Source organism: Veronia pacifica (assembly GCF_001707825.1).
Classification (GTDB): Bacteria; Pseudomonadota; Gammaproteobacteria; order Enterobacterales; family Vibrionaceae; genus Veronia; species Veronia pacifica.
Genome location: NZ_LYBM01000001.1, coordinates 248,281 through 270,354, shown reverse-complemented (window position 1 = coordinate 270,354; position 22,074 = coordinate 248,281). Strand labels below are relative to the sequence as shown.

Here is a 22,074-nt window from a genome sequence, read left to right as displayed (position 1 = left end):
TAGACGATGTAGTCGCACCCAATAAGCAATTGCTACGCCACCCAACCAGCAGGATTTAAGATATTGATTTTATTTAACTTAAACTCAAGTCACTCTGAATGAGTGAGGAGGGACTTTTTGAAGGAATAAAAAATGGGTGGGTAATGACCCATGGTGTGGTGAAATTGAGTCATTCTCTACCCTTACCGGACTGATACCAGCAAAGATATCCCCCTACCTGAAAACAAAGTGCTCATCGGCGGGTATTAGAGATATCAATACAAGAATACGGAGAGACAAGACGATATAAAGATTTGGTTACATCTTTACCCGTTTGAATATTATTGAAATTAATTATCCCTTCAATGTTTAGGTATAATGTTGCGCCTTTCTCTCCTTCTAAAATACCACTACCGGAGACCATCAGTGCTCAGCATTTTGCTTACTCAGTTCATCGTTCTTTGGGCTGTTATCGACCCCATTGGGTCAGTTCCCGTTTACCTCTCGCAAACACAACACCTGAATGCAAAACAACGTCGTCTTGTCGCGTTGAAAGCTGTCGGTATTGCCACAGGGGTTTTGCTCTTTTTCCTGATTGCAGGGCAGTTGTTATTAGAAGCGATGCAAATCCCCCTGCCCGCTTTTCAGGCAGCCGGCGGACTGGTTCTTCTGCTGTTCGCACTGACGATGATTTTTGGTGAGAGCAAGCCGGAACAGGAAACCAAACTCTCAGAAGAAGTCAGCCATTCTGACTTAGCAGACTTGGCCGTCTATCCACTGGCCATGCCCTCAATTGCCTCGCCGGGTGCCATGATGGCAATCGTTATGTTGACTGACAATGCCCGAAATTCACTGATTGATCAGAGCATCACCGCAGGCATTATGCTTGTCGTGTTGTTACTTACCTTATGTCTTTTACTCGGCGCGACACAAATATCAAAGCTTATCGGTAATGTCGGCGCTGCCATTATCAGCAGAGTCATGGGGCTGATTCTGGCCGCCGTTGCACTTAATAATCTCCTCATTGGGATAAAAGACTTTTATCTCTAGATAAGACCTCAGCCAAACTCCCCTTTACCCTTGTTCATGTCTGGCGTGTTAGCGATTTCACTGGCACGCCTTTGTTGTCCGATCTGACTCAGGATTTTTTAGAGGATCTTTCACTCTCTCATCGATTGCCCAAAAGCCATTTCCCGGATCTTTATTTCAACAACTGTATTTCTTACGACCCACATCATGAAATAACCCCAATGATTTTAATCTGTTAGACGAATACATCACTTTATTAATCAGCAAATAGCACCACATATACTAAGTGTTAATCTTTTAACCGTTTAGCTACTCGCAGATCAATGTTTTTAAACTACTCACAGATCTATGCTTTTAGCGCTCGCCTCAATCTTAATCGACCCAATTGACAGGAGAGTCATAATGTTTCACCTACGTATTCTTTAGTTTCTAACTGACTGATATTCAATAAAAGCAGCTTACCTATATAACGATAAAGGAACCAAATTATGCCTTCAGAAATCATTCGAAAGCGATTTCTAGAGCTGGCTCCAAAAGAGCTTGATTATTGTTCGATTCGTTTTGTTAACAGACGAACCGAATCATTAGAAATGGAAAAAACGTTCGTGCTCCCTGTCAGTCATCGCTGGGATCAAGGGGCGCAAATCACGGTTATCGATAATGGCGGAATGGGCTTTGCCAGTACCAGTGACTTGACCGTGTCAGGTTTGCGCCGTGCTCTTGACCGTGCGATGAGACTCGCCAGACTGGATAAACACGCATTTGTGACTGATTTCAGCGCAATTGAAATGCCGCATCAAAAAGGCCGCTATCAAACCCCGGTAGAGATAGATGCTCGCAATGTGCCACTCAGTGAGAAGTTATCTGTCCTCCAAGAAAGCACTGCGCAGTTGAAAGTCGACGATACGATTGTTGACTGGCGTAGCCAGCTCGCTTTTGATGTTGAAGACAAGCTCATCGTGACAAACCATGGCGGCGAAATATCTCAGCAATTCCATTTTGTCCATGCGGGCCTGAATGCAACGGCTTTCGCCAATGGCGAAGCACAGACACGGGACACTGGTCTTGGTCGTGTTGTGATGCAAGGGGGATGGGAGCTGCTGCAAGATATTTGGTTTGGTAAAGCACAGCAGCTTGGTGATCAAGCCAAGGAGCTTGTGTTTGCTGATAACTGTCCAGAACAAGCCATGGATCTTTTACTGACATCCGATCAAATGATGCTTCAGATTCATGAGTCCATTGGTCACCCAATTGAGCTGGACCGAATCCTTGGTGATGAGCGTAACTTTGCGGGCACCAGCTTCGTCACACCTGAGATGTTTGGCAGCTATCAATACGGCTCTGAACTATTAAATGTCAGCTTTGACCCGACAATTCCTCATGAGTCTGCAAGCTACGGTTTTGATGATGACGGCTCAGTTGCTCAGAAGGCCATGCTCATTGAAGGTGGAGTGCTGAAACGTGGGCTCGGCGGAACGATTTCTCAACAACGTCTCGGTGTCGATGGGGTGGCATGCTCACGATCTGACACTTGGCGCCGCCCACCACTCGACAGAATGGCAAACCTGAATGTCGAGGCAGGTGACAAGTCGATGGAAGAATTGATCGGTGGCATCGAAAAAGGGATTTTGATGAATACAAACCGTTCATGGTCAATCGATGATTCACGGAACAAGTTTCAGTTTGGTTGTCAGTACGGACAACTTATTGAGCGTGGTGAGCTGACCAAAGTGGTAAAAAACCCCAATTACCGTGGCATTTCGAGTGCTTTCTGGCGCAATCTCAGTGCGGTCGGTGATGCGTCAACGTTCGGCGTGCACGGCACACCTTACTGCGGTAAAGCAGAGCCTATGCAGTTGATCACGGTTGGGCATGCGTCACCTGCCTGTGTGTTTAAAAACGTTGAAGTGTTTGGGGGCTAAGGGATGAAAACGTATTTTAACGAAACGATAAATACCATCGAATCTCTTCGTCGAGAGGACGAGGGCTTCTTGCTCTCATTTAACGGTGAAGATACTGAGTATGTGAGATTTAGCCAGGGTAAGGTGCGTCAACCTTCCAATCAGTATCAGGCCGAAATTGCTCTGACTTGGATTGATGGTCAGAAGCAGGCTAAAGCTCAAGTCTCTCTCACCATGGACCACGAGGAAGACAAAGCGCTCTTATCTTCCTTGGTTGAGAGTTTGCGTCAGTCCATCTCTGTATCACCTGAATACACACTCTTCGATTATAACCGAGAGCCCATATCTACATGCCGTGATGTTGAGAGGAGCTTTAACGAGTCCACCAAGATTGTCAGCGATATTATTCGTTCGTCGAAAGAGTATGACTTAGTGGGCTTATTAGTGATGGGGCAACAGTATATTGGTTTCGCCAATCATCTCGGTCAAATCAATTGGGCTGCTTATGATGACGTTACGTTCAACTGGAGTATCTTCATCACCGCTGACAAGGCAGCAACGGGTAGCTACAGCAGCGATACATGGTCATTAGATGATTTCAGAGCCAAACTTCAGGACTCTGCTCGCGATGCAGAGATCATGAGACGGGACGCCATTACACTGGATCCCGGTGAATATCGTGTCTATTTATCGCCAGCAGCGGTCAATTACCTAAGTTGGTTTCTTGATTGCAGCTACGGTGCTTTCCGCAATAAGTCCAGTTTACTGCAAAAGCTTCATGACGGAGAACATACCCTCTCTCCGCTACTGACAGTGAAAGATAACTTCGATATTGGCATGAAGCCTGATTTCAATGGCAGCGGTTTCATCGCTAAGAGCCGTACTGTGATTAATCAAGGCAAAACGGAAAGTTTATTTATCAGCCCAACAACAGGTGCCGAATTTAACGTCGAGCACAATGGTGCTGGGTCATATGAAGGGTTTGGTAGCCTCGAAATCGAATCCGGCGACCTTTCGAAAAATAAGGTACTAAAAGAGCTGGGTACAGGGATTTACATCAACAATCTTCACTACCTTAACCCGTCAGATAGAGCTTCAGCGCGGATCACGGGGATGACACGCTTTGCCTGTTTCTGGGTTGAGAATGGTGAGATTATTGCTCCGATCAATGTGATGCGCTTTGACGACACCTTGTATCGTCTGTTTGGTAGCGAGTTAGAAGCGCTAACGCAGGAATCTGAGCTATCGGTTGAGACTATTGAGTTAAATCAGCGTGCCCGCGGAGGGTCAAAAGCGCCCGGCGCACTGATTAAATCAATGCGTTTTACACTGTGATAGCTTCCAGTCTCAGGTACATAGTTAATTAGCATGACAAAGCCGGAGGATTCTCCGGTTTTTTTGTCGACCAACTCGTCAAGGGAATATCTCGACACTTTTTCAGATCGTTACTCCTTAAGAAATAGAACTGGGTACATTGGAATATTACACTCTACTCCTTCATCTCACGGATCCGCTTACTATCTGCATCAAATCATCACATCACAAATATCGATAATTGTCAGAATACTATGGGAACTGAACGGCAACGTGTGGCACTCAACGACGTGAAGATAAATACAGAGGATGTTAGTGTGAACCATTACAGTCACATCGCCAGCACTGGTTTTTCAAGGCAGGAACTGCCGAATAGACGCTCTCGTCAGGATGTTTATGGATATTGGTTTGACAGCGATAGAAATGATGAGAAAACCATCACTGTCACTATCGTTGGTGAAGAAGAGAAGCGAGAGAGAGTGTCTTACTGGAGCATGCACGATCATATGAGAAACAGTCGCATTCAGGCACTGCAGCAAGCTTGTCACTGAACTCTTGCAATGTGGTAAAGCACGCATGACTTCTTGAAATATAAAAGCCGCTAAACGCGCTTTTTTAGTCAGTGCAGCAGAAGACATAGTTAAAAAGTATAACGGGCACCTAACTCTACACGGGTATCTCTGGTGGTAGAATCAGAACCATCCTCTTTGTATTGCAACACATTAAGATTGGCTTCAATACTGATGTCATCAGTTACCTTAAAACTGTTACCTAATCTCAATTCATATCGATTAATATCATATCTTCTGTAATTGATCGCAGGCTCAAAAGACCAAATATCAACCACCTGATACTTAGCGCCGACCTCAACGCTCAGACCGTTATCTTTGAACTTCTCACCCAATTTTGTGCGCGTCGATGAGTAGCCAGCCAAGGCGTTTACTGAAAGCTTGTCATCAACGGGATAGTAGTAACCCAGCCCGATTAACCCTTCCTCATACGACAGGTCATTTTTCTTGCGATAATCAATGCGTGCTTCTCCATAAACATGGTCGAAAAAGTTCCAACTACCACGGAGATATAGACCAGAAACGTTTTTACTCTCTTTGCGATCGCGGGCATCAGTTTTTGTTGGAATCTCATCTTTCAGACGCGTATGTGAGAGCCCCCCTGATACGAAGTCATATCCACCACCATGCCCGGCAGCGACTGCTGTTGGAGACAAAATAAAAGAAGCGGTGACGAGAGCACTGGATAATAATAATTTTTTCAAAATAACACCTTTTTATTCTCTGAATTGTAACCTAGTCATTTCCCTAAGAGACGAAACGTGAAAAAGACAACTTCCTTGTTAACGGCTGAATAACAAATGTGATATCACATAACTATCTAACCTTATGTTTGTTGCCATCTTTGCTTTCTCGGAAACGACTATAAGGCAGTCACTCTGAGTTTTTCTGTGTTATTGATGAGATATATTGCATTCATACTTAGATACTTTATGAATGCAAATTTATGCATATTGGAGTAAATAACCTAAATATGACTGAAGAGAATAGTAAGTTGCTGTATTTTTTGGGAACTGAAAAGTAAAAAAGCCGCACAAGGCGACTTTTTAATGTACATGCAGATTAGAAATTGTAGCGTGCACCCAACTCAAAGTTGGTTTCTTTCAATTTGACTTCTTGATCGTGATTCTCACCGTACATAAGTTTCACGTTATTACGGGCAACGTTTGCTTCAATACTGACGTGATCTGTCACTTTAAAGTTGTTACCCAGACGGAATTCGTAACCAGCTTTGTGATACTTGGCGTAACGCACGGCAGGCTCTACTGTCCAGTTATCCATTACCTGATACTTAGCGCCAACTTCACCTGTCAGGCCTTTCTCAGTTACTTTACTCTTGCCTAGCTTAACGTGTTCCGCAGAATATCCAGCTAATCCGTACACTGACATTTTGTCATTAACTGGCATAAAGTAACCAACACCAGCTAGCGCACCTGTTTCTTTCAGGTCGCCATTTTTAGTGCCTTCAGCACGAGCCTCAACGAACATGTTGTCGTAGAAGTTCCAGCTACCACGAAGGTATCCACCCGCAGTATGTCTGGTCATATCACTTTTTTTTGCGTTTTCAGCTTTTTTATACGCCTTATCTTTGTAGTGGTTGTACTGAATACCGCCTGATACAAAGTTATAATCTTGGCTCAAGTTAGTTGCTGCCGCAGCTGAATGTGCAAAGAACACTGATGACATAATCGCGGTGGCTGATAAAACTAATTTTTTCACGCTTGCTCCTAATATGAATTAAGTTCGTCTTTTCTAAAAAGGTGATAAAAAAGCATCCAAGTCGTTCTTAATTCACTAATTTTTTGGAGCACATGGTTTTTTATTCTTTAAACCATGTTTAATGTACGCCGTACAATTGATGGTGAGAACTCTATCACGGTTTTTTTCTAAATCACAACCCCTATTTTCAAATTATTTTTGAAGAAATGAGATTTTACCCACGATTAATGGTTGGTAAATAGTTGAAATGTGGAAGTAAAAATGTTGGATTTTTGACGTCAAAATACGAAAAATGCATCTGAAGATGTCGGTAAAACGACTAAACAAAGAATGTACATACTGACGATTTTATGGACACCGACTCGGATTTAAAAAGCGCTAAAGCCAACGAATGTTAGAGTAAAAAATAATTGCACGACCACTTTTTCAAATGCATGACGCGGCACTATTGATCCAAAAATAGCGTTATTGGCACAAAAAAAGCAACCTGAGAGGTAAGACATCAGATTGCTTTGTATACCAGATAGACTTATGTTTCAGATAGCATTTTGAAACCGAAAACTCAGCGCAACTGTGCGTGAGGACAAGGTTAATCAGTACTCAAAAAATTAAGACTTTTCTTCAGCTTTCTTGAATGACAATAGTTCTACATCGAATACCAACGTTCCTTTTAAGGCGCTAATCGGCGGATTCTCCCCATAGCCAAGCTTGGCAGGAATCCAGAAACGATATTTTGCGCCCTGTCCCATTAACTGTACACCCTCTGTCCAGCCCTTAATGACTCTGTTGAGTGGAAATTCAAGCGTTTTTCCCCTCGGGTATGAGCTGTCAAACATCAAACCATCAGCAGACCAACCAGTATAATTCACCTCAACAATGTCGGTCGCATCAGGTTTCGCCTGATCACTTTTTTCTATGACCTGATAAGCCAGACCAGATTTGGTGACTACCGCTTCTTTTGGCACAACAGAAACATCAACGGGAGCGGTAATCGGTGCCATGTCCTCGATCACCTGAACTTGTAAAACCTGATCGCCCTCTGGCGCGACCCGATATCCCGGCTGTAAGTGCTTGTTGGCAACCCACCAAATACGAGTTTCTCCAATCGGTGTCAGGCGAATAGCCGTTGCGATACCCGGATGTATTTCGTTCAACATATCTATGCGGGTTAAGTCGATACCTTGATCGTGTGAGTTGGATATTGTCTTACCGTCTGTTGACCATGTAATTATGTGACTTTTTACAAATGCTTTTTTTGCTGTGTATCCAGAGCCAGCTTCAACGACCCGATAAGCAAGACCAGGCTCGACTTCAATGGCGTCAGCTGGTTGTTTAGCGACATCTTTAGGTGCACTGACTTGAGTGGCTGCAAAGGAGTGGCTGCAAAGTACAACACTGAGCAGCAGTGATTTTAAGACTGTTTTCATTAATTCAACCCTGTAGTAAGTAACATCACGACTCTATAAAGAGTGACGTTTTTTACTATCAGTGAAGTATCGACCCGGGAGTCACATTAAAATTAAATGTGTAAATGACAACATGACGTTTTACACTGGCACGTGTATTGTTACAGACACAGGAAAGTGACTGTTAACATGAGATCTAAAGGTTTTTGCCTGACTAATATCAGAGCCTTCTGAGTTGCAGCCTCTAGCGGCAAAGAGATGAAAGACGATGAGTTCAGTGATGAACGAAACTAACATTGCTGAGACTAAAAAATAACCATTCTCAGACCGTGCCATTCGCTTGGAGAGACAAAAGAAAATTCTTAATTAATTTTTTTAATAGTTTAGCGCAAGCTCTTTGGATGATATTCCCCATTAAACCATGTAATGCGTACTCTAATAGTGGTACTGCTGTACATGGACTTTCAGCGCAGGCTCTCTCTGTTAGATGTAAGCTAAATTAACTAGTTTATCGCTTAAAATAAGTTGGTTGTTATGAAATTGAATTCATTTACAACCAATTATTTCGAGCTAGATATTCTGTACCGCTGTATGTGTTAGTGGCTAGCACCTTGTTTGGGTTCCGCAAAAGATACGAAAAGTGTACGTTTATTTGCAATATAAAGTGTGCACTGGAGAGTGCAACGACTCAAAATCAACGTCTACTCATCAACTTTCGCTTCAATTAATCAGCATACAAAACGACGTAAGGCGCCCCGCCTACACTATCGGCTACAACGATTTTTACTGCCCTCTTTCGCTCTATACATAGCTTCGTCTGCATGACGGATCAGTGATGTGACGTCATCTGCGTCTTCTGGATAGATAGCGACACCAAGACTAAGCGTAACCGGAATGGTCGCGCACACGACACTCAAACCTGTTTTTATTGCAATCACAAGTTTGTTCGCCACTTCCAGCGCCGCCTCAGTGTCCCTGACATTTGACACCAAAAGGATAAATTCGTCACCGCCAATGCGTGCCACGAAATCATTCTCTTTTAACGACTCTTTGAAGATCCTTGCAGCCGATTTTATTACCTCGTCACCAATGTGATGGCCGAGGGTATCGTTCACTGTTTTAAAGTTATCCAGATCAGCAAACATTACTGCAAAAGTCTGCTCGTCTTTGTCTGACTCTGAGGTGATATCCTGAAGTCGATCCATGATGAGCTTACGGGTCGGTAACCCAGTAAGCATGTCATGATGAGCCATATGAGTGAGCTCTTTTTGCAGTTTGTCTCTTTCAATTGCATTTGATTTGAACACCTCAAGGGCTTTAGCCATCGACCCCACCTCGTCATCCCGTTGCGTGACAGATATGTTCACATCAAGTTCATTGTCCGCTAAACGCTCCATTATATTTGTCATATTGGAGATGGGGTTCGATATGTTGGACGCGAAGTAAAAACCAAAAAAGAAGATAAACAGCACACCGATTAACATGGCGGCAGTAAGAATGATGGCGAGCTCATTCAACGCATGAAGTATTTCATTCTTCTCAACCTCCGCAATGATGACCCAGTTTAGTGCCATGTAAGATATTGGTGAAAATGCCGATAATACATGAGCATCACGATAATCTTTGTCGAACTGTATACCGGTTAGTCCTTTTAGTGCCTTGTTTACCGAATCTGTATCTACAACCGTACTGAGTATACTTTTTGCCCCAAAAAAACGTGAGTCACTTCGCATGAGCTTGTCTGGGCCAACTAAAAACGTTTCACCCGTCTCTCCCATACCCGCAGTAACATGCATGACCTTATTCAGAGCATCAATAGGCATCTGAAAAATCAATACACCGGTGTAGGTCTCGCCATTTATATGAATAGGTGCAGCAAAGAATGCCTCTGGCTCATTGTTACTTGGTCCATACCTGAAATAGTCGGTCAGGTAGATATTATTCACAGATGGGTTTCGGTTAATTTGGGTAAAGGCATAGGCGATATGGCTGTCTTTCCATTGCCCTGTAAGGATATTAGTGGCGTAATCACTTTCTTTTTTTACTGAATAGATGATATTACCCAAGGTATCAACCAAAAAAATATCGTAATAACCATGTGTTGCGGCTAAATTACGAAAATAGCCGTGATACTTTCGATGAGCGACGCTATACGCAGATCCATCTTCCGCATCAAGTAATGACTCTTTTTGTCCTGATGCAAAAGGATTATTCTTGGTATACAAGGTTTGAAGTATTGTTTCACTATCGCTTCCTTCTTCACGCCACCCATTAATAAATTCAATGGTAGCATCTCGTGTCGTCGGAGCCTTGCTGTGAAAAGCTAGATCCTGCTTGATGATATCAAAGTAGTGAATGAGAGACTCTTTGCGCGATTCAAGCAATGCCGTTAACTTCGCCTTTGCTGATAATGTCAGTTGATCCGCTGCGTATGTATAACTTATTACGCCAGTGATAATGGCTGAAATCAGTGCAAAAGATATGAGTATAATCGGAAGTTTTAACTTTATTTTCATGTTGTCAAACATAAAACATTGCCTAATTGTCTCATCTATAACAATTAAATAATTATAGTCATCTGTATGAATTAGCTGTTAATTAAAACTAAAAAAATTCAATCAATGTAAAACGGTTATCTCTTTACATTACTTTGTACCGTTTAATTCCATTACACATGAAGTCACATAACAAAAAGCATTCTTATTAATAATCATCATTCATAACCATAAATAAAATATCAGATCTGATTATTTGACTTTATTGAATAGTGATTTCATCCGTTTGATATTTATTTCGAAGTGACAATAGCGTTATTGTAATTGTGTTCACTACTGGCATACCTCTGTAAGCAACAGCACTCATTTAAGAGATGAATCTTTAGGTGATGAGTATATTAGTTAAACTACGATAGGGAAAATTATGAAAATCAATATAAAAAAATCATTTCTTAGCGGTGTTATTACAGCAACATTGCTAATGTCGTCTCATTCGGCCACTGCACATGAGCACAAAAAACCACAGCCCAAATTACCTATGGATGTTGTTGAATATTATAAAGCACCTCAAGGTTTACAAATAAATGAAGCAGACAAAAAGCGTGTCACCAAGGCTGTCTTAAAAGCCAGCGAGGAATGGAAGAGTGCTTTCAACCGTGGCGATGCCGGGGGGGCTGCTGACCAATATGAAGAAGGTTCAGTCATGACTGCGATGCCGTTCGGTATATTCATTGGTAAAAAATCAATTCAGGCATTCTGGACAAATATCATCAGTCAGGGTTTTAAAGATGTTAAATACATGAATACAAAACTTGAAGTGGTGAGTAAAGAGGCTGCTGTCGTCTCTGCATCATGGGAAATGAATAATGCTTACGGCATCATTACTAAAGAGCTATGGATATTACAAGAAGACGGCTCAGCAAAGTTGCGTGTCGATGACTTCGAAATTGTTGGTGCGAAATAATCAGACAGCAGAAGAGTCATGCGCAATAACACTAAATTTCGGCTAGTAAAGTTCTGCACTCAGCATGTTTATTAACGAAGAATCTTTAAAGCTATGGTTACAGATTAGTATCGCTTAGCATAATTCATCAAATATTTATCAAAAAGAGCAGCCGAGAAAACTGAAATAGTCGTCTGAAAATAGTTTAAAAAAGCTGGAGCTGTTGCTCCGGCTTTTTATTTGAGCAAGAAAAACACCAAAAAGCTGACGATGACAGTGAGCAGCATCTTGCGACTGAAATAGGCAAGTAACACAGCAACAATAGCAGCAGATAGATAAGGGTTATTAATATCTAAGCGTAATTCGCCACCTTGTAGAAAGATAATTGGCGCGCATAATGCAGTTAATACCGCCGGTGCAGAGAAAGAAAGGAAGTCCCTGAGTCTGTCTGAGATTTTTAGTGGAAGTCCGGGAGACAAAAATAGATATCGACTAAAAAATATCACCAGTGTCATTGCAAAGATAGATAGCCAAATCATCACTTCACCCTCACCTGGTGACAGAAAAAGCCTACGGCCATTGCAACCAGGCTAGCCACCATCATACCGCCTTCCAAATGAATCAATTCAAAGAAAACAGATAAGGTCATAGCGGTCAGTACTGTCATCAACACTGGCATATTTTTTATGGTGGGAACGACAATAGCAATAAACGTTGCCGCAATCGCAAACTCCAGACCAATGTTGTCAAGATCAGGAATTAGCTCTCCAGCTACAATTCCGACGAAACTGGCAACATTCCAACAAAGGTAAAACCATAAACCTACACCGAGTGCATACCAACGATTGAACATTGTGGGTGTTTGATGGGCGGTGACCGCGAATAATTCATCGGTAAGTAAAAAACCAAGGCCAAGTCGCCAACGGAGAGGGAGCGGGCTTATTCTGTCACGCATTGATAGGCTGTACAAAAGGTGGCGCGACGTAATGATTAGTGTTGTCAGCATCAGTACCCAAAAGCTTGCATCCGCTTTCATTAGCCCTGTTGCTGCAAGTTGCGCTGCTCCAGCAAAGACCACAGCAGACATAGCCTGAGCCTGCAAGGGCTCCAAACCAGACTCAATTGCAAATGAGCCTGCGAGTAGCCCCCACGGCATAACAGCAAGGCAAAGAGGGAATACATCTAATGCACCACGTCGAAAGTGATGCCAGTTTGTCACATCAGACTCAGATACCAATCTTTTTTCTTTACGTTCATTAATCAAACTGCAAACTCCATTTTTTGCACTTTTTCCTGACAAAATCAGGTGTGCTCAACTGAGAGGAAAAAGGAGACAAGAGGTATTATGACCTATACAAAGTAACTATTGGTGTTGCCAGCCTAACTGCCGCAGTGTAGGCGAGACAGACGACACAATGAAAACTGAGAGCGATAACAAATCTTCACTCGATTTTGAATCTCAAAAACCCTATGTTTATGTTTTCAGCAACATTGAATATAAAGATATTCAGCAGTGGGCAAGTAATCGTGTAGAGGTTTCAGCTATCATCAAGTGATCCAAATATCCGTGATCTCAGTAAACTGTCAGCAATTGGCTTAATAAGGAAGAATACTCATGCATTGGAGCCGCACTGCAATTGACGCAAGTGACGATCGATTTAGAGCTAAATTTATCAACAGCCTATCCGGTTTTAAAAGTGCTAACTTAATCGGTACTGCTGATACCAACGGTAATACTAATCTGGCTATCGTAAGTTCTGTTTTTCACATCGGCGCAAACCCGCCATTGATTGGCATGATCGTCAGGCCACATACAGTCACACGCGATACGCTCGAGAATATTTTGGCCACGGGCAGTTACACAATAAATCATGTGTCAGCAGATATATGGAAACAGGCTCACCAAACGTCAGCAAGATACCCAAAAGAACAATCTGAGTTTGAGGCCGTCGGATTACATGAGCAATATATAGAGGGTACGCACGCACCATTTGTTAAGGAAAGCAGGTTAAAGTTTGCTCTCAAATTAGCGGAAACACAAACACTGGAAATTAACAAAACAGTCATGATAATCGGCGAGATAACAGATGTCATCGTAGAGCCTCTAGCGGTACAAGAAGATGGTTTTATTGACATAGAATTATTGGAAACGGTCGCCGTCTCTAGCCTGGATGCTTACCACCGGAGCCATCGCCTAGGTCGTCTAAGTTACGCCAAACCTGACGTCAAACCAGATGAGATAGGATAAAAAGAACAACACATTCGACAGGTCGCTTGGTTATAAGTGGCATCCGATATAAGGCAGACAAACGCCGAACCGATTGTCTGCCAATCTGCTTCGGCATGTTCCCACCAGCGAAAATCCACCGCACATATTGCTTTTCACAACCAGCCATAACAGAGAGAAGATAATATACGGTTAGAGATGATAGCCTTCCGGTGCAAATTCACCCGGACATTTTCTAAAACATATTTATTCAGGCATCTGACATTGTCATATCACACCTTGTTTAGCTGATACCCTACCTTGAGCTTTGAACCTAACCAAGATGGAGTTCACCGCTTACGACAGGGCAGTCGCTATGCTCAAATTGTTCCAGTCTATACACCATTGATGCCTGTTCTTCTTCACTCTGTCTCTAGATTGAGCTCCTTAAAGCGGGAGGATTGACTTCGTTGCCCAGCGATCTTGATACTATTATGTCAGGAAGTGCGCCTGTGATTAGACACTGGTTGCAAAATCTAGCCGCTATCAATGCGAAAAACACTGGCTTTCTCGGTATTTATCGAATGACTGAGGTCGACGGTGTTGCTGTTGTCATTCAGAAAGTTAAAGGTGGAGAGCTTATGTGATACGCACATTTATGAATTTTAGAGAACAGCATTAACATCTGTTTGAAAATCGAAGAAGGGCTAAAGCATATTCCTGAAGAGATAATTGTTGGAATCAAGGCACTCAGAAACTATCTCCAAGAGATGTTACAACGAATAGTTCAACATCTCGAACTGCCAGGCTTGTCTTCGCGCTAGAACCCACGACTTAATGCGTTAGAAAAGAGACCGTTTCGCTCTAAACACGAATACGACTTTAAAAATAGGAACTGGCGACGCAAGGCAAGATACAGAACGATTTCTTGCCTACGTATTCAACAAGTATCGTCATCTTTTTCAGCCGGCTTTTGCCCGCCATTTAAGGCATAACATGTTAACAAAGGCAGCCATTTTATAGACTACCCTCTTTCATTAGATACTGCGTTGATTTACACGTTTGGAGAGTGCCTCAGCACTTTCAACCCGTTCTGAATAACGATCAACCAGATAATCCTGATTATCTCTCAGCAATAGCGTGAACTTGATAAGTTCTTCCATCACATCCACCACCCGGTTGTAATAAGATGAAGGCTTCATACGGTCGTTCTCATCAAACTCCAAGAACGCTTTTGCGACAGACGACTGATTAGGGATAGTGAACATTCTCATCCAACGTCCCAATACCCTGAGTTGGTTGACGACATTGAATGACTGCGATCCGCCACACACCTGCATAACAGCCAATGTTTTTCCTTGTGTTGGGCGGACTGCGCCAAGGCTCAATGGAATCCAGTCTATCTGGCTTTTCATGATCCCTGTCATAGAACCATGCTTTTCGGGAGAACACCAAACCTGACCTTCTGACCACATGACCAGCTCACGTAGCTCACTGACCTTTGGGTGAGAGGGCTCGCAAGAATCCGGTAGTGGCAGCCCCTCAGGATTGAAAATTCGCACTTCGGCACCCATCGCAGTCAAAAGACGTGCGGACTCCTCAACGAGTAAGCGACTAAATGAGCGTTCTCTCAACGAGCCATACATCAGTAATATTCGAGGAGGGTGCCCAGTTTCAGAAAGAGAAAGACTGCTTTTTGATGGTAGACTAAACGACTCTTCCTCAATATTTAAGAGGTCGTCAATATTTTTTTTACTCATTGAATTTACTCAACTAAAACACAACATCATAGGCCATTTCACTTTCTAGTACGACCTCAACTTAACAGTATATATGATTTTCCATATATACTAAATTGTCTATTCGTTATAGTCAATCAACCTCATAACATAAATATTAACTAAATTAGATATTATTAAATAAATACCTTAAGATATATAATCGAAAACGGAATATGATTAATGACTAATTTTTCGACTCGCCATGAGTATAAAACTAAGTCATATAGCAAATAAATAGCATATCATTTTTTAAACATTACGCTTGATAATGTGAAAAATAAACAATCAATATTGATACTATATTGATCTAGATATATAATGGCGTTTATTAATATAACTTATTATTTTTTTAAGAAACATAAAAACTAAAACTGCGAATTCTACTCAATTCCTGTCTTTGACTAGTTGAATATGAATAATTAATTTGACCTAAAGAACATTCTTAGTTATCAGTAAGTCTGGCCTGAATTTTTCCTTTACGCTGGGTTGACTTTTTTTTAGCGTAAACAGAGCCTTATCAGCTCTGTTTTTTTTCTGACTATAATATATATCTATCTTTGTACTAGTTTGAAGAAGTAGTAATTCACTCCCCCCATTAAAATATAAATTTTAAAAACAGTTAAGATAAAAATAAAAATCTTATTTCATATTAATTAATTTCATATGAAATAACTAATTTAGAGAGTCCTCCGTACTAAGAAAAATCAAAAAGTTCTAAAATCACTTAAAAAACCATACTCAAAAAATATATAACAGCTTCTTTAATATAAGGTACAAATTAAATAAAATATCAAATTTTCAATAGCTTGCAAAAATATACACTCCCAAAAAACCTAAAAACATAATGTTTGATATGATTATGGACTATTGCGTCATCTCTTTTCTTTCTTATTCTACCAGTCAATGACTTATAGGTATATAACCTATATCTAACAGCATACGTATGCATTGAAACGGTAAATAAATAATATCCAAATCACTTATTATCAATATGTGAAACTAGGTACTGATAGTAATAAATTAAAATGATCATTCTGTTATCAGACCCATCATTGACTCAATTTTTCTGATATTTAAATGTTGCTCACAGGCGTCAGCGAGAAAATCAATTTGCTGCTCCCTTTTTATATCAATATCAATAGCAGGCGTATCTAGACGCCCGTTACTCGCCCATAAAAGTAATGCCTGCGACGCAGAAGGATCGTCAAATAACCCATGGAAATAGGTTCCAATAATCTGATCATCTTCAGATATAAAACCATCCGACAGAACTCCGTCGGGGTGCCCCTCAAAATCGACAAATGATTTTCTTAATGCACTGCCATAACTGCGACCGCAATGAATTTCGTAGCCCGTGACTGTCGAATTCAGCATTTTCGAAAAGCCACAAACATGATTTAGTGTTTTACTTTCTGTCAGCTCTGTTGAAAACTCAGCAAGGCCTAAACCTTTCATTTCCTTTTCTGTCGACTCGATATGCAAAGGATCATAAATGTATTCTCCAAGCATTTGAAAACCACCACATATCCCTATCAACTTACCGCCGTAACGAACATGGCGCTGAATGTCCTGATCCCAGCATTCACTGTATAAAAAATTAAGATCACTAATCACATTTTTACTGCCGGGAATGGCAATAAGGTCAACATTGCTTATTCGTTGAGTGTGTCTCACGTAGCAAAGGTCAACACTTGGATTCAGCCTGAGAGCATCAAAATCTGTGTGGTTACTGATATGTGGGAGCAACAATACAGCAACTTTAAGCGTTGGTTTGCTGACAATATTTTCAGCAGCCACCGCGTCCTCTGCGTCAAGATACAAGTTGTGAAGATAAGGCAATACGCCCAAAACAGGTTTACCCGTTTTTTTCTCCAACCAGTCAAGACCAGATTGCAGGAGTCCTATGTCACCACGGAAGCGATTAATAACAAACCCCTTCACAAGCTCCTGCTCGTCTTCACTTAACAACATTAAAGTGCCGATCAAGTGAGCAAAAACGCCCCCTTTGTCGATATCCGCAATGATGATCACCGGGCATTTTATCTCTGTTGCAAAGCCCATATTTGCTATATCGTTTTCGCGAAGATTGATTTCCGCTGGGCTCCCCGCTCCCTCAACCATAACGCAATCGTAGCTTTCATTTAATCGTCGGTGGGAACTGAGCACCGCTTCCATCGCCACTTTTTTGTAATCATGATATACCGCCGCTTCCATGTTACTGATCGCCCGACCATGAATGATCACCTGCGCCCCAGTATCACTGTTGGGTTTCAAAAGAATGGGATTAAAATCTGTGTGCGGCGGCACGCCTGCCGCAGTAGCCTGCAAAGCCTGAGCTCGTCCAATCTCGCCGCCCTCGGGAGTCACAGCGCTATTTAATGCCATATTCTGCGGTTTAAAGGGGGCAATGCGATAGCCTCGCCTTGCAAACACTCGACATAGCCCTGCGACTAAGGTGCTCTTCCCGGCATCAGACGTGGTGCCTTGAACCATAAGGGTGGTTGTCATTCTGTTTTTCCATTTTCTTCTTGTCGTCAAAAAACCCAAAAACAGTGGTTTTGACATATTAAAAATATTCTGCGCGACAGGGTAATCGATAAGCTCACTCACACTGAAATCAAACGTTCAGCCAGCGAATTTTACTGTCGTTGAGCGCACCGAGCACATAGAAACCATAACACTTGTAAGCTCTTAAAACCCCAATAAGTGTCTGTTGATAAAACGTATAGGACATGGCTATACTAAACATTCCTTTGGGGAGTAGCCTCTCTGTTAACAGAGATGATTGTCAACATAATTGAAGCTTAATCTTCGTGGCAATCATGACTCACATTCGTATGAGTTTGGCGAGACCAATGGCAAAACAGCATGAACCGGGCGGGGCATGTGGATTGCCTTTGGTATCTATAAAACCTCGCCCTGAAGAGTACACTGTGAGCGTGTTAGCATTATCATTATCATCAATAGCCCTCGCCGAAATAGGCGATAAGAGCCAGATATTATCATTTATATTGGCCAGTCGGTTCCGCAAACCCATACCCATTATTCTGGCCATTTCACTGGCAACCCTTATAAATCATGCTATTGCGGCATGGATAGGCGTTGCAATAGCCGAATATCTATCAGCAGACACTCTACGATGGCTGTTAGTGGCCAGTTTTATTGTGATGGCAAGCTGGATCATCATCCCCGATCGTTTTGAGGAAAATAGCCGTTTGTCGATAGCCAGTCCTTTTTTCTCCAGTTTTATTGCATTTTTTATCGCTGAAATCGGTGATAAAACTCAGGTGGCAACAACTGTACTAGGTGCCCAATTCAGTCAGTCTTTATTTACCGTCATTATAGGCACGACTATTGGTATGCTGTTAGTCACCGTTCCTGTCATTGTCGCAGGCCAATTCTGCGCAAAAGCGCTACCACTCAAGATTATTCGACGTACAGCATCCGTGTTTTTCCTATCAATGGCATTGATGGCTGCATTTAACCCCTAACGACACCTCTTTCACCCACAGAGCCGATAGAAGCGACACATTACTGATTCAACACAGAAATACCGTAAATACGCCTTGGTATCAGTCATGGTGAGCTGACATGTTAGAGAGCGTTCCGCTTACTATGATTATTTACACGCTCTCCCTTTGATTTACACCACGACTGATACCCTGTCTGCAACATCTATCTGAGGCCTGGTAAAATAACAACATTAAAACCGTTTGGTAACAGTGTATGTCTTATTTTTCAGGCTTTGTCATATTATGTTAATAAACTTGAATCTCTATAATAAAGGGTACGAAGAATGAGTAACGAGAGAGTTAAGATAAGAATTTCTTCGTATAACTTAAAGACACACAAAGTTATCAGAAAATTAAACATGTTGATATTAAGTTATTAATTTAAATGAGTTTAATTTTATTAAAATGAATATTAATTCAGCAAATCAACGTATTTAATACCACTAACAGAAGATGTTTTAGTCACTTCGCTTAAACAGACACACAAAAGTGTTTAGTTTTTATGAATTACTCTTTATTATCCCCACTACTCGAAAGATTTTTGCTCATTGTCTTTTTCTAAAAGTAAAAATGCCTGATTCTTAGTACAAATCTACATTCCGTGAGCTAATTTAAAACAACCTTTGATTCAAACCTTTGCCGGGTGTCAGGCAGTGGACCGATCATGAATGAATACAACGTGCTAAACCAGCTATCAAATCCAATTTGGATTTTTGACTTTGAGAAAAAATCAATCATTTGGGCAAACAGCTCGGCTGTAGAACTATGGGAAGCGACCTCGCTTGCTGAGCTGGCGGCAAGAGACCTGAAAAGTGGCATGTCTGAGGCTGTGGAAGCGACGCTTGAAAGCTATAGGGCTAAGTTCGAAAAGGGTGAAAATATTCGAACCTGGTGGACGTTCACGCCCAAACAAAAGCTTAAAAGAAAGCTCTGTGTGTTCTCCGGCTTTAAACTTTCAGATGGCCGACAGACAATGCTGGTTGAAGTGCTGTCTAACGAATACAGTCTTCGTCGTGATCTAGCCATTACTATAGGCTCAAATCTGTCTCTTCTGTTTGATAAGTACGGGGTCTTGATTAGCTGCAATGACTATTTCAAAACGTGCTTTTATCGACCAGTGACTGAACTCGCTGATCTGGTTTGCTGTCAAGCTGTCGCTGATAATTGGATACGAAGAGCGCAGATAGAGCAAGAATTCGATGCTGAAATTGAACCCGAGCTTGATGGGAGTTATCACTGTTTTAAGGCATCCGCCAAGTGGCTGCAAGACAAGGCTCAGCTTCTGGTATCGTTGACAGATATCAGTGAACAGAAGCAAATGTTTCATAAAGCCAGTTTTCAGGCAACCCACGACGAGCTCACCGGTCTTTTTAATCGACGCGGCATGCTAGAAGTTATTGATGAAGCGGTAGTACAAGAAAAGCCATTTCATCTCGTCTTTATTGACGTTGATAAGTTTAAACAAGTTAATGATATCTATGGTCACCATGTTGGCGACCAACTGTTGAGTAAAACAGCAGATAAACTCTCTGAAATCCTCAAAGAACCATGCAAAATCGGACGTTTTGGCGGTGATGAGTTTCTTGCACTTGTCCCTGCACAAAACAGTGCCAGTATCCATTTAAAGTTGGGGCAAGTGTTAAAGAAAATGCAACTGCCATTGCAGCTAAAGAATCTTGGTGACATTTGCATCAGTGTCAGTGCTGGTTGTAGCTCTTTTCCTCACAATGCAAAAGATACCGATTCACTATTGAAACAAGCTGGCCTTGCCATGCATCAGTCGAAGCTCAATGGAAGAAATAGGTATCACCTTTTTACACCTCATTTAATGGAAGAGCAGTCTCGGAAAGTTCATATACGACAAAGGTTGTCTAGAGCTGTCGAGCTGAATAAGTTTACCCTTGCTTATCAACCTATATATGATGTCTGTGAGAACCGTATCCGTGGTGCTGAGGCACTGCTCCGGTGGCATGATGAGGAGCTTGGTCAGGTAGCACCTTCAGAGTTTGTTCCGGTAGCAGAGGAAACGGGACAGATTGTAAATATTGGAAAGTGGGTGCTCAAACAAGCACTAAAACAAGTCTCTCAGTGGCAGGAGAAACTGGATCACACCTTCACAATAAGCATAAATATCTCGCCAATTCAGCTGCATGCCGGATTTAGTAATGATTTAAGTCAAATGCTGAAAAAATACGGTGTGTCAGCAGCTAACATAGCTCTTGAATTAACAGAATCTTGTAATGTCCTGAACAACCAAGATTTAAGATATTGGCTGGAAGATATTGCCAAGCTTGGTGTCAAACTTTACCTAGATGACTTTGGTACAGGTTATTCATCCTTGTCGGTGCTTCACAATTTACCTTTTCATGTGGTTAAGCTGGACAAGAGCTTCACAGGTACAGATTCAGAAAGTAACAGAACAATTATTGCAGCCACGCTTGCGCTTGCCAAAGCACTTAATATGGCCGTTATCGCTGAAGGGGTAGAAACGGAAAATCAATATACTTCTCTTCAAAGTCAGGGTTATCGTTACTTACAAGGGTATTACTTGTCCCGGCCTCTACGCCAGGAATGCTTCTCCGCATTGTTAAGTCCTGGTGCTTATCCTCTGCCTGCTGAAGTGTCGGAAAAATGTGAGCTGTAATGAGGCACTACGGATAGCAATTCGCTATCTTCTGTCCGATAAGAAGAATGGTCGAATATTAGTTTATTGATGGAAGGTCGCATTCAGGGGTAAGAATAAGCACCTAAAGCTGAAAAACCATCCGCTTTACGTTAGTGTTTTGATCTCAGACATTAACAACACAGCTAGTATAAACAGATAAATATGCAACTGAATGAAAATAGACAATATCCCCAAAACCTTCATCACCACTACCACGCTCATGTCTATTTCGACTCATCAAGCGCAGCGTTTGCACAACAACTTCGTGAAAGTATCCATCATCAACTTGGAGTAGAGATTGGACGTTTTCACCGGAAAAAGGTTGGGCCGCATACTATGTGGAGTTATCAAATACTCTTTCAAAAAAATAATTTTGACACAGTGGTGAACTGGCTGGAGCTACAAAGAAAGCATTTGAGTATTCTCATTCATGGTGTCACAGGCGATGACTACCTTGATCATACTGACAACGCCTACTGGTTAGGGGAGTCTGTGGAGCTTGACCTCTCGGCGTTTACAGCAAGCCCAAAAATGACTTGAGATCCGCTGATTGAG

The 22,074-nt window shown here is 41.9% G+C and carries 19 protein-coding genes and 1 riboswitch; of the genes, 11 read left to right on the top strand and 8 right to left on the bottom strand.

Annotated features, from left to right (window positions below):
- Positions 1 to 405: 405 nt before the first annotated feature.
- The 4 genes from A8L45_RS01180 to A8L45_RS01165 all read left to right on the top strand — a co-directional run bounded on the left by A8L45_RS01180 (position 406) and on the right by A8L45_RS01165 (position 4,774).
- The gene (locus A8L45_RS01180) at positions 406 to 1,029 is read left to right on the top strand and encodes a MarC family protein (RefSeq protein ID WP_068898360.1); all 624 of its coding nucleotides are present in this window, start codon (positions 406 to 408) and stop codon (positions 1,027 to 1,029) included.
- A 467-nt stretch (positions 1,030 to 1,496) separates the two neighbouring features.
- The gene (locus tag A8L45_RS01175) at positions 1,497 to 2,930 is read left to right on the top strand and encodes a TldD/PmbA family protein (protein ID WP_068898358.1); all 1,434 of its coding nucleotides are present in this window, start codon (positions 1,497 to 1,499) and stop codon (positions 2,928 to 2,930) included.
- A 3-nt stretch (positions 2,931 to 2,933) separates the two neighbouring features.
- The gene (locus A8L45_RS01170) at positions 2,934 to 4,244 is read left to right on the top strand and encodes a metallopeptidase TldD-related protein (protein ID WP_068898356.1); all 1,311 of its coding nucleotides are present in this window, start codon (positions 2,934 to 2,936) and stop codon (positions 4,242 to 4,244) included.
- A gap of 233 nt (positions 4,245 to 4,477) precedes the next feature.
- Positions 4,478 to 4,774 (top strand): hypothetical protein, encoded by a 297-nt coding sequence (locus tag A8L45_RS01165; protein ID WP_068898354.1) that lies wholly within the window; start codon positions 4,478 to 4,480, stop codon positions 4,772 to 4,774.
- 89 nt (positions 4,775 to 4,863) lie between these two features.
- Here A8L45_RS01165 and A8L45_RS01160 read toward each other — a convergent pair whose 3' ends face one another.
- From A8L45_RS01160 to A8L45_RS01145, 4 genes are all read right to left on the bottom strand, one after another.
- Positions 4,864 to 5,496, bottom strand: coding sequence for an outer membrane beta-barrel protein (locus A8L45_RS01160; protein WP_068898352.1), 633 nt, complete (start codon positions 5,494 to 5,496; stop codon positions 4,864 to 4,866).
- A gap of 358 nt (positions 5,497 to 5,854) precedes the next feature.
- The gene (locus tag A8L45_RS01155) at positions 5,855 to 6,511 is read right to left on the bottom strand and encodes an outer membrane protein (RefSeq protein WP_139122269.1); all 657 of its coding nucleotides are present in this window, start codon (positions 6,509 to 6,511) and stop codon (positions 5,855 to 5,857) included.
- A gap of 608 nt (positions 6,512 to 7,119) precedes the next feature.
- Complete coding sequence (locus A8L45_RS01150) at positions 7,120 to 7,938, bottom strand: FKBP-type peptidyl-prolyl cis-trans isomerase (protein ID WP_068898350.1); 819 nt, start codon at positions 7,936 to 7,938, stop codon at positions 7,120 to 7,122.
- Between the two features lie 743 nt (positions 7,939 to 8,681).
- The gene (locus A8L45_RS01145) at positions 8,682 to 10,445 is read right to left on the bottom strand and encodes a diguanylate cyclase (protein WP_068898348.1); all 1,764 of its coding nucleotides are present in this window, start codon (positions 10,443 to 10,445) and stop codon (positions 8,682 to 8,684) included.
- 391 nt (positions 10,446 to 10,836) lie between these two features.
- Between A8L45_RS01145 and A8L45_RS01140 the strand changes: the two genes are divergently transcribed.
- Positions 10,837 to 11,376 (top strand): YybH family protein, encoded by a 540-nt coding sequence (locus A8L45_RS01140; protein ID WP_245680617.1) that lies wholly within the window; start codon positions 10,837 to 10,839, stop codon positions 11,374 to 11,376.
- A 215-nt stretch (positions 11,377 to 11,591) separates the two neighbouring features.
- On the opposite strand, the gene A8L45_RS01135 is transcribed toward A8L45_RS01140, so the two are convergent.
- Positions 11,592 to 11,894 (bottom strand): AzlD domain-containing protein, encoded by a 303-nt coding sequence (locus tag A8L45_RS01135; RefSeq protein ID WP_068898345.1) that lies wholly within the window; start codon positions 11,892 to 11,894, stop codon positions 11,592 to 11,594.
- Positions 11,894 to 12,616 carry an AzlC family ABC transporter permease gene (locus tag A8L45_RS01130; protein ID WP_245680625.1) on the bottom strand — a complete coding sequence of 241 codons (723 nt, stop codon included), beginning with the start codon at positions 12,614 to 12,616 and terminating at the stop codon, positions 11,894 to 11,896. The genes A8L45_RS01135 and A8L45_RS01130 overlap by 1 nt, the downstream gene beginning before the upstream one ends.
- Before the next feature lie 154 nt (positions 12,617 to 12,770).
- Between A8L45_RS01130 and A8L45_RS24330 the strand changes: the two genes are divergently transcribed.
- The 3 genes from A8L45_RS24330 to A8L45_RS24110 all read left to right on the top strand — a co-directional run bounded on the left by A8L45_RS24330 (position 12,771) and on the right by A8L45_RS24110 (position 14,208).
- On the top strand, positions 12,771 to 12,911 hold the full coding sequence (locus tag A8L45_RS24330) for a hypothetical protein (protein WP_175401866.1): 141 nt from the start codon (positions 12,771 to 12,773) through the stop codon (positions 12,909 to 12,911).
- A 59-nt stretch (positions 12,912 to 12,970) separates the two neighbouring features.
- On the top strand, positions 12,971 to 13,603 hold the full coding sequence (locus A8L45_RS01125) for a flavin reductase family protein (protein WP_068898343.1): 633 nt from the start codon (positions 12,971 to 12,973) through the stop codon (positions 13,601 to 13,603).
- 419 nt (positions 13,604 to 14,022) lie between these two features.
- Positions 14,023 to 14,208: a hypothetical protein gene (locus A8L45_RS24110; protein ID WP_139122268.1), complete on the top strand. Its 186-nt coding sequence runs from the start codon at positions 14,023 to 14,025 to the stop codon at positions 14,206 to 14,208.
- A gap of 390 nt (positions 14,209 to 14,598) precedes the next feature.
- Here A8L45_RS24110 and arsH read toward each other — a convergent pair whose 3' ends face one another.
- Positions 14,599 to 15,321: an arsenical resistance protein ArsH gene (arsH, locus tag A8L45_RS01120; protein ID WP_068898341.1), complete on the bottom strand. Its 723-nt coding sequence runs from the start codon at positions 15,319 to 15,321 to the stop codon at positions 14,599 to 14,601.
- Positions 15,322 to 16,371: 1,050 nt separating this feature from the next.
- Positions 16,372 to 17,850 (bottom strand): cobyric acid synthase, encoded by a 1,479-nt coding sequence (locus A8L45_RS01115; RefSeq protein WP_068898494.1) that lies wholly within the window; start codon positions 17,848 to 17,850, stop codon positions 16,372 to 16,374.
- Between the two features lie 235 nt (positions 17,851 to 18,085).
- A riboswitch (yybP-ykoY riboswitch) is annotated at positions 18,086 to 18,187 on the top strand.
- An 88-nt stretch (positions 18,188 to 18,275) separates the two neighbouring features.
- On the opposite strand from A8L45_RS01115, the gene A8L45_RS01110 reads away from it, so the two are divergent.
- The 3 genes from A8L45_RS01110 (at position 18,276) to A8L45_RS01100 (ending at position 22,059) form a co-directional block, all read left to right on the top strand.
- Complete coding sequence (locus tag A8L45_RS01110) at positions 18,276 to 18,833, top strand: TMEM165/GDT1 family protein (RefSeq protein ID WP_068898493.1); 558 nt, start codon at positions 18,276 to 18,278, stop codon at positions 18,831 to 18,833.
- 685 nt (positions 18,834 to 19,518) lie between these two features.
- On the top strand, positions 19,519 to 21,498 hold the full coding sequence (locus A8L45_RS01105) for an EAL domain-containing protein (protein WP_068898338.1): 1,980 nt from the start codon (positions 19,519 to 19,521) through the stop codon (positions 21,496 to 21,498).
- 183 nt (positions 21,499 to 21,681) lie between these two features.
- The gene (locus A8L45_RS01100; protein WP_068898336.1) at positions 21,682 to 22,059 is read left to right on the top strand and encodes a DOPA 4,5-dioxygenase family protein; all 378 of its coding nucleotides are present in this window, start codon (positions 21,682 to 21,684) and stop codon (positions 22,057 to 22,059) included.
- Positions 22,060 to 22,074: the final 15 nt, after the last annotated feature.

Bases quoted from the DNA above. Each gene is read 5' to 3' on its own strand.
- A8L45_RS01175 (WP_068898358.1), top strand. From the start codon at position 1,497: ATGCCTTCAGAAATCATTCGAAAGCGATTTCTAGAGCTGGCTCCAAAA.
- A8L45_RS01170 (WP_068898356.1), top strand. From the start codon at position 2,934: ATGAAAACGTATTTTAACGAAACGATAAATACCATCGAATCTCTTCGT.
- A8L45_RS01165 (WP_068898354.1), top strand. From the start codon at position 4,478: ATGGGAACTGAACGGCAACGTGTGGCACTCAACGACGTGAAGATAAAT.
- A8L45_RS01150 (WP_068898350.1), bottom strand. From the start codon at position 7,938: ATGAAAACAGTCTTAAAATCACTGCTGCTCAGTGTTGTACTTTGCAGC.
- A8L45_RS01145 (WP_068898348.1), bottom strand. From the start codon at position 10,445: ATGTTTGACAACATGAAAATAAAGTTAAAACTTCCGATTATACTCATA.
- A8L45_RS01140 (WP_245680617.1), top strand. From the start codon at position 10,837: ATGAAAATCAATATAAAAAAATCATTTCTTAGCGGTGTTATTACAGCA.
- A8L45_RS01135 (WP_068898345.1), bottom strand. From the start codon at position 11,894: ATGATTTGGCTATCTATCTTTGCAATGACACTGGTGATATTTTTTAGT.
- A8L45_RS24330 (WP_175401866.1), top strand. From the start codon at position 12,771: ATGAAAACTGAGAGCGATAACAAATCTTCACTCGATTTTGAATCTCAA.
- A8L45_RS01125 (WP_068898343.1), top strand. From the start codon at position 12,971: ATGCATTGGAGCCGCACTGCAATTGACGCAAGTGACGATCGATTTAGA.
- arsH (WP_068898341.1), bottom strand. From the start codon at position 15,321: ATGAGTAAAAAAAATATTGACGACCTCTTAAATATTGAGGAAGAGTCG.
- A8L45_RS01115 (WP_068898494.1), bottom strand. From the start codon at position 17,850: ATGACAACCACCCTTATGGTTCAAGGCACCACGTCTGATGCCGGGAAG.
- A8L45_RS01105 (WP_068898338.1), top strand. From the start codon at position 19,519: ATGAATGAATACAACGTGCTAAACCAGCTATCAAATCCAATTTGGATT.
- A8L45_RS01100 (WP_068898336.1), top strand. From the start codon at position 21,682: ATGCAACTGAATGAAAATAGACAATATCCCCAAAACCTTCATCACCAC.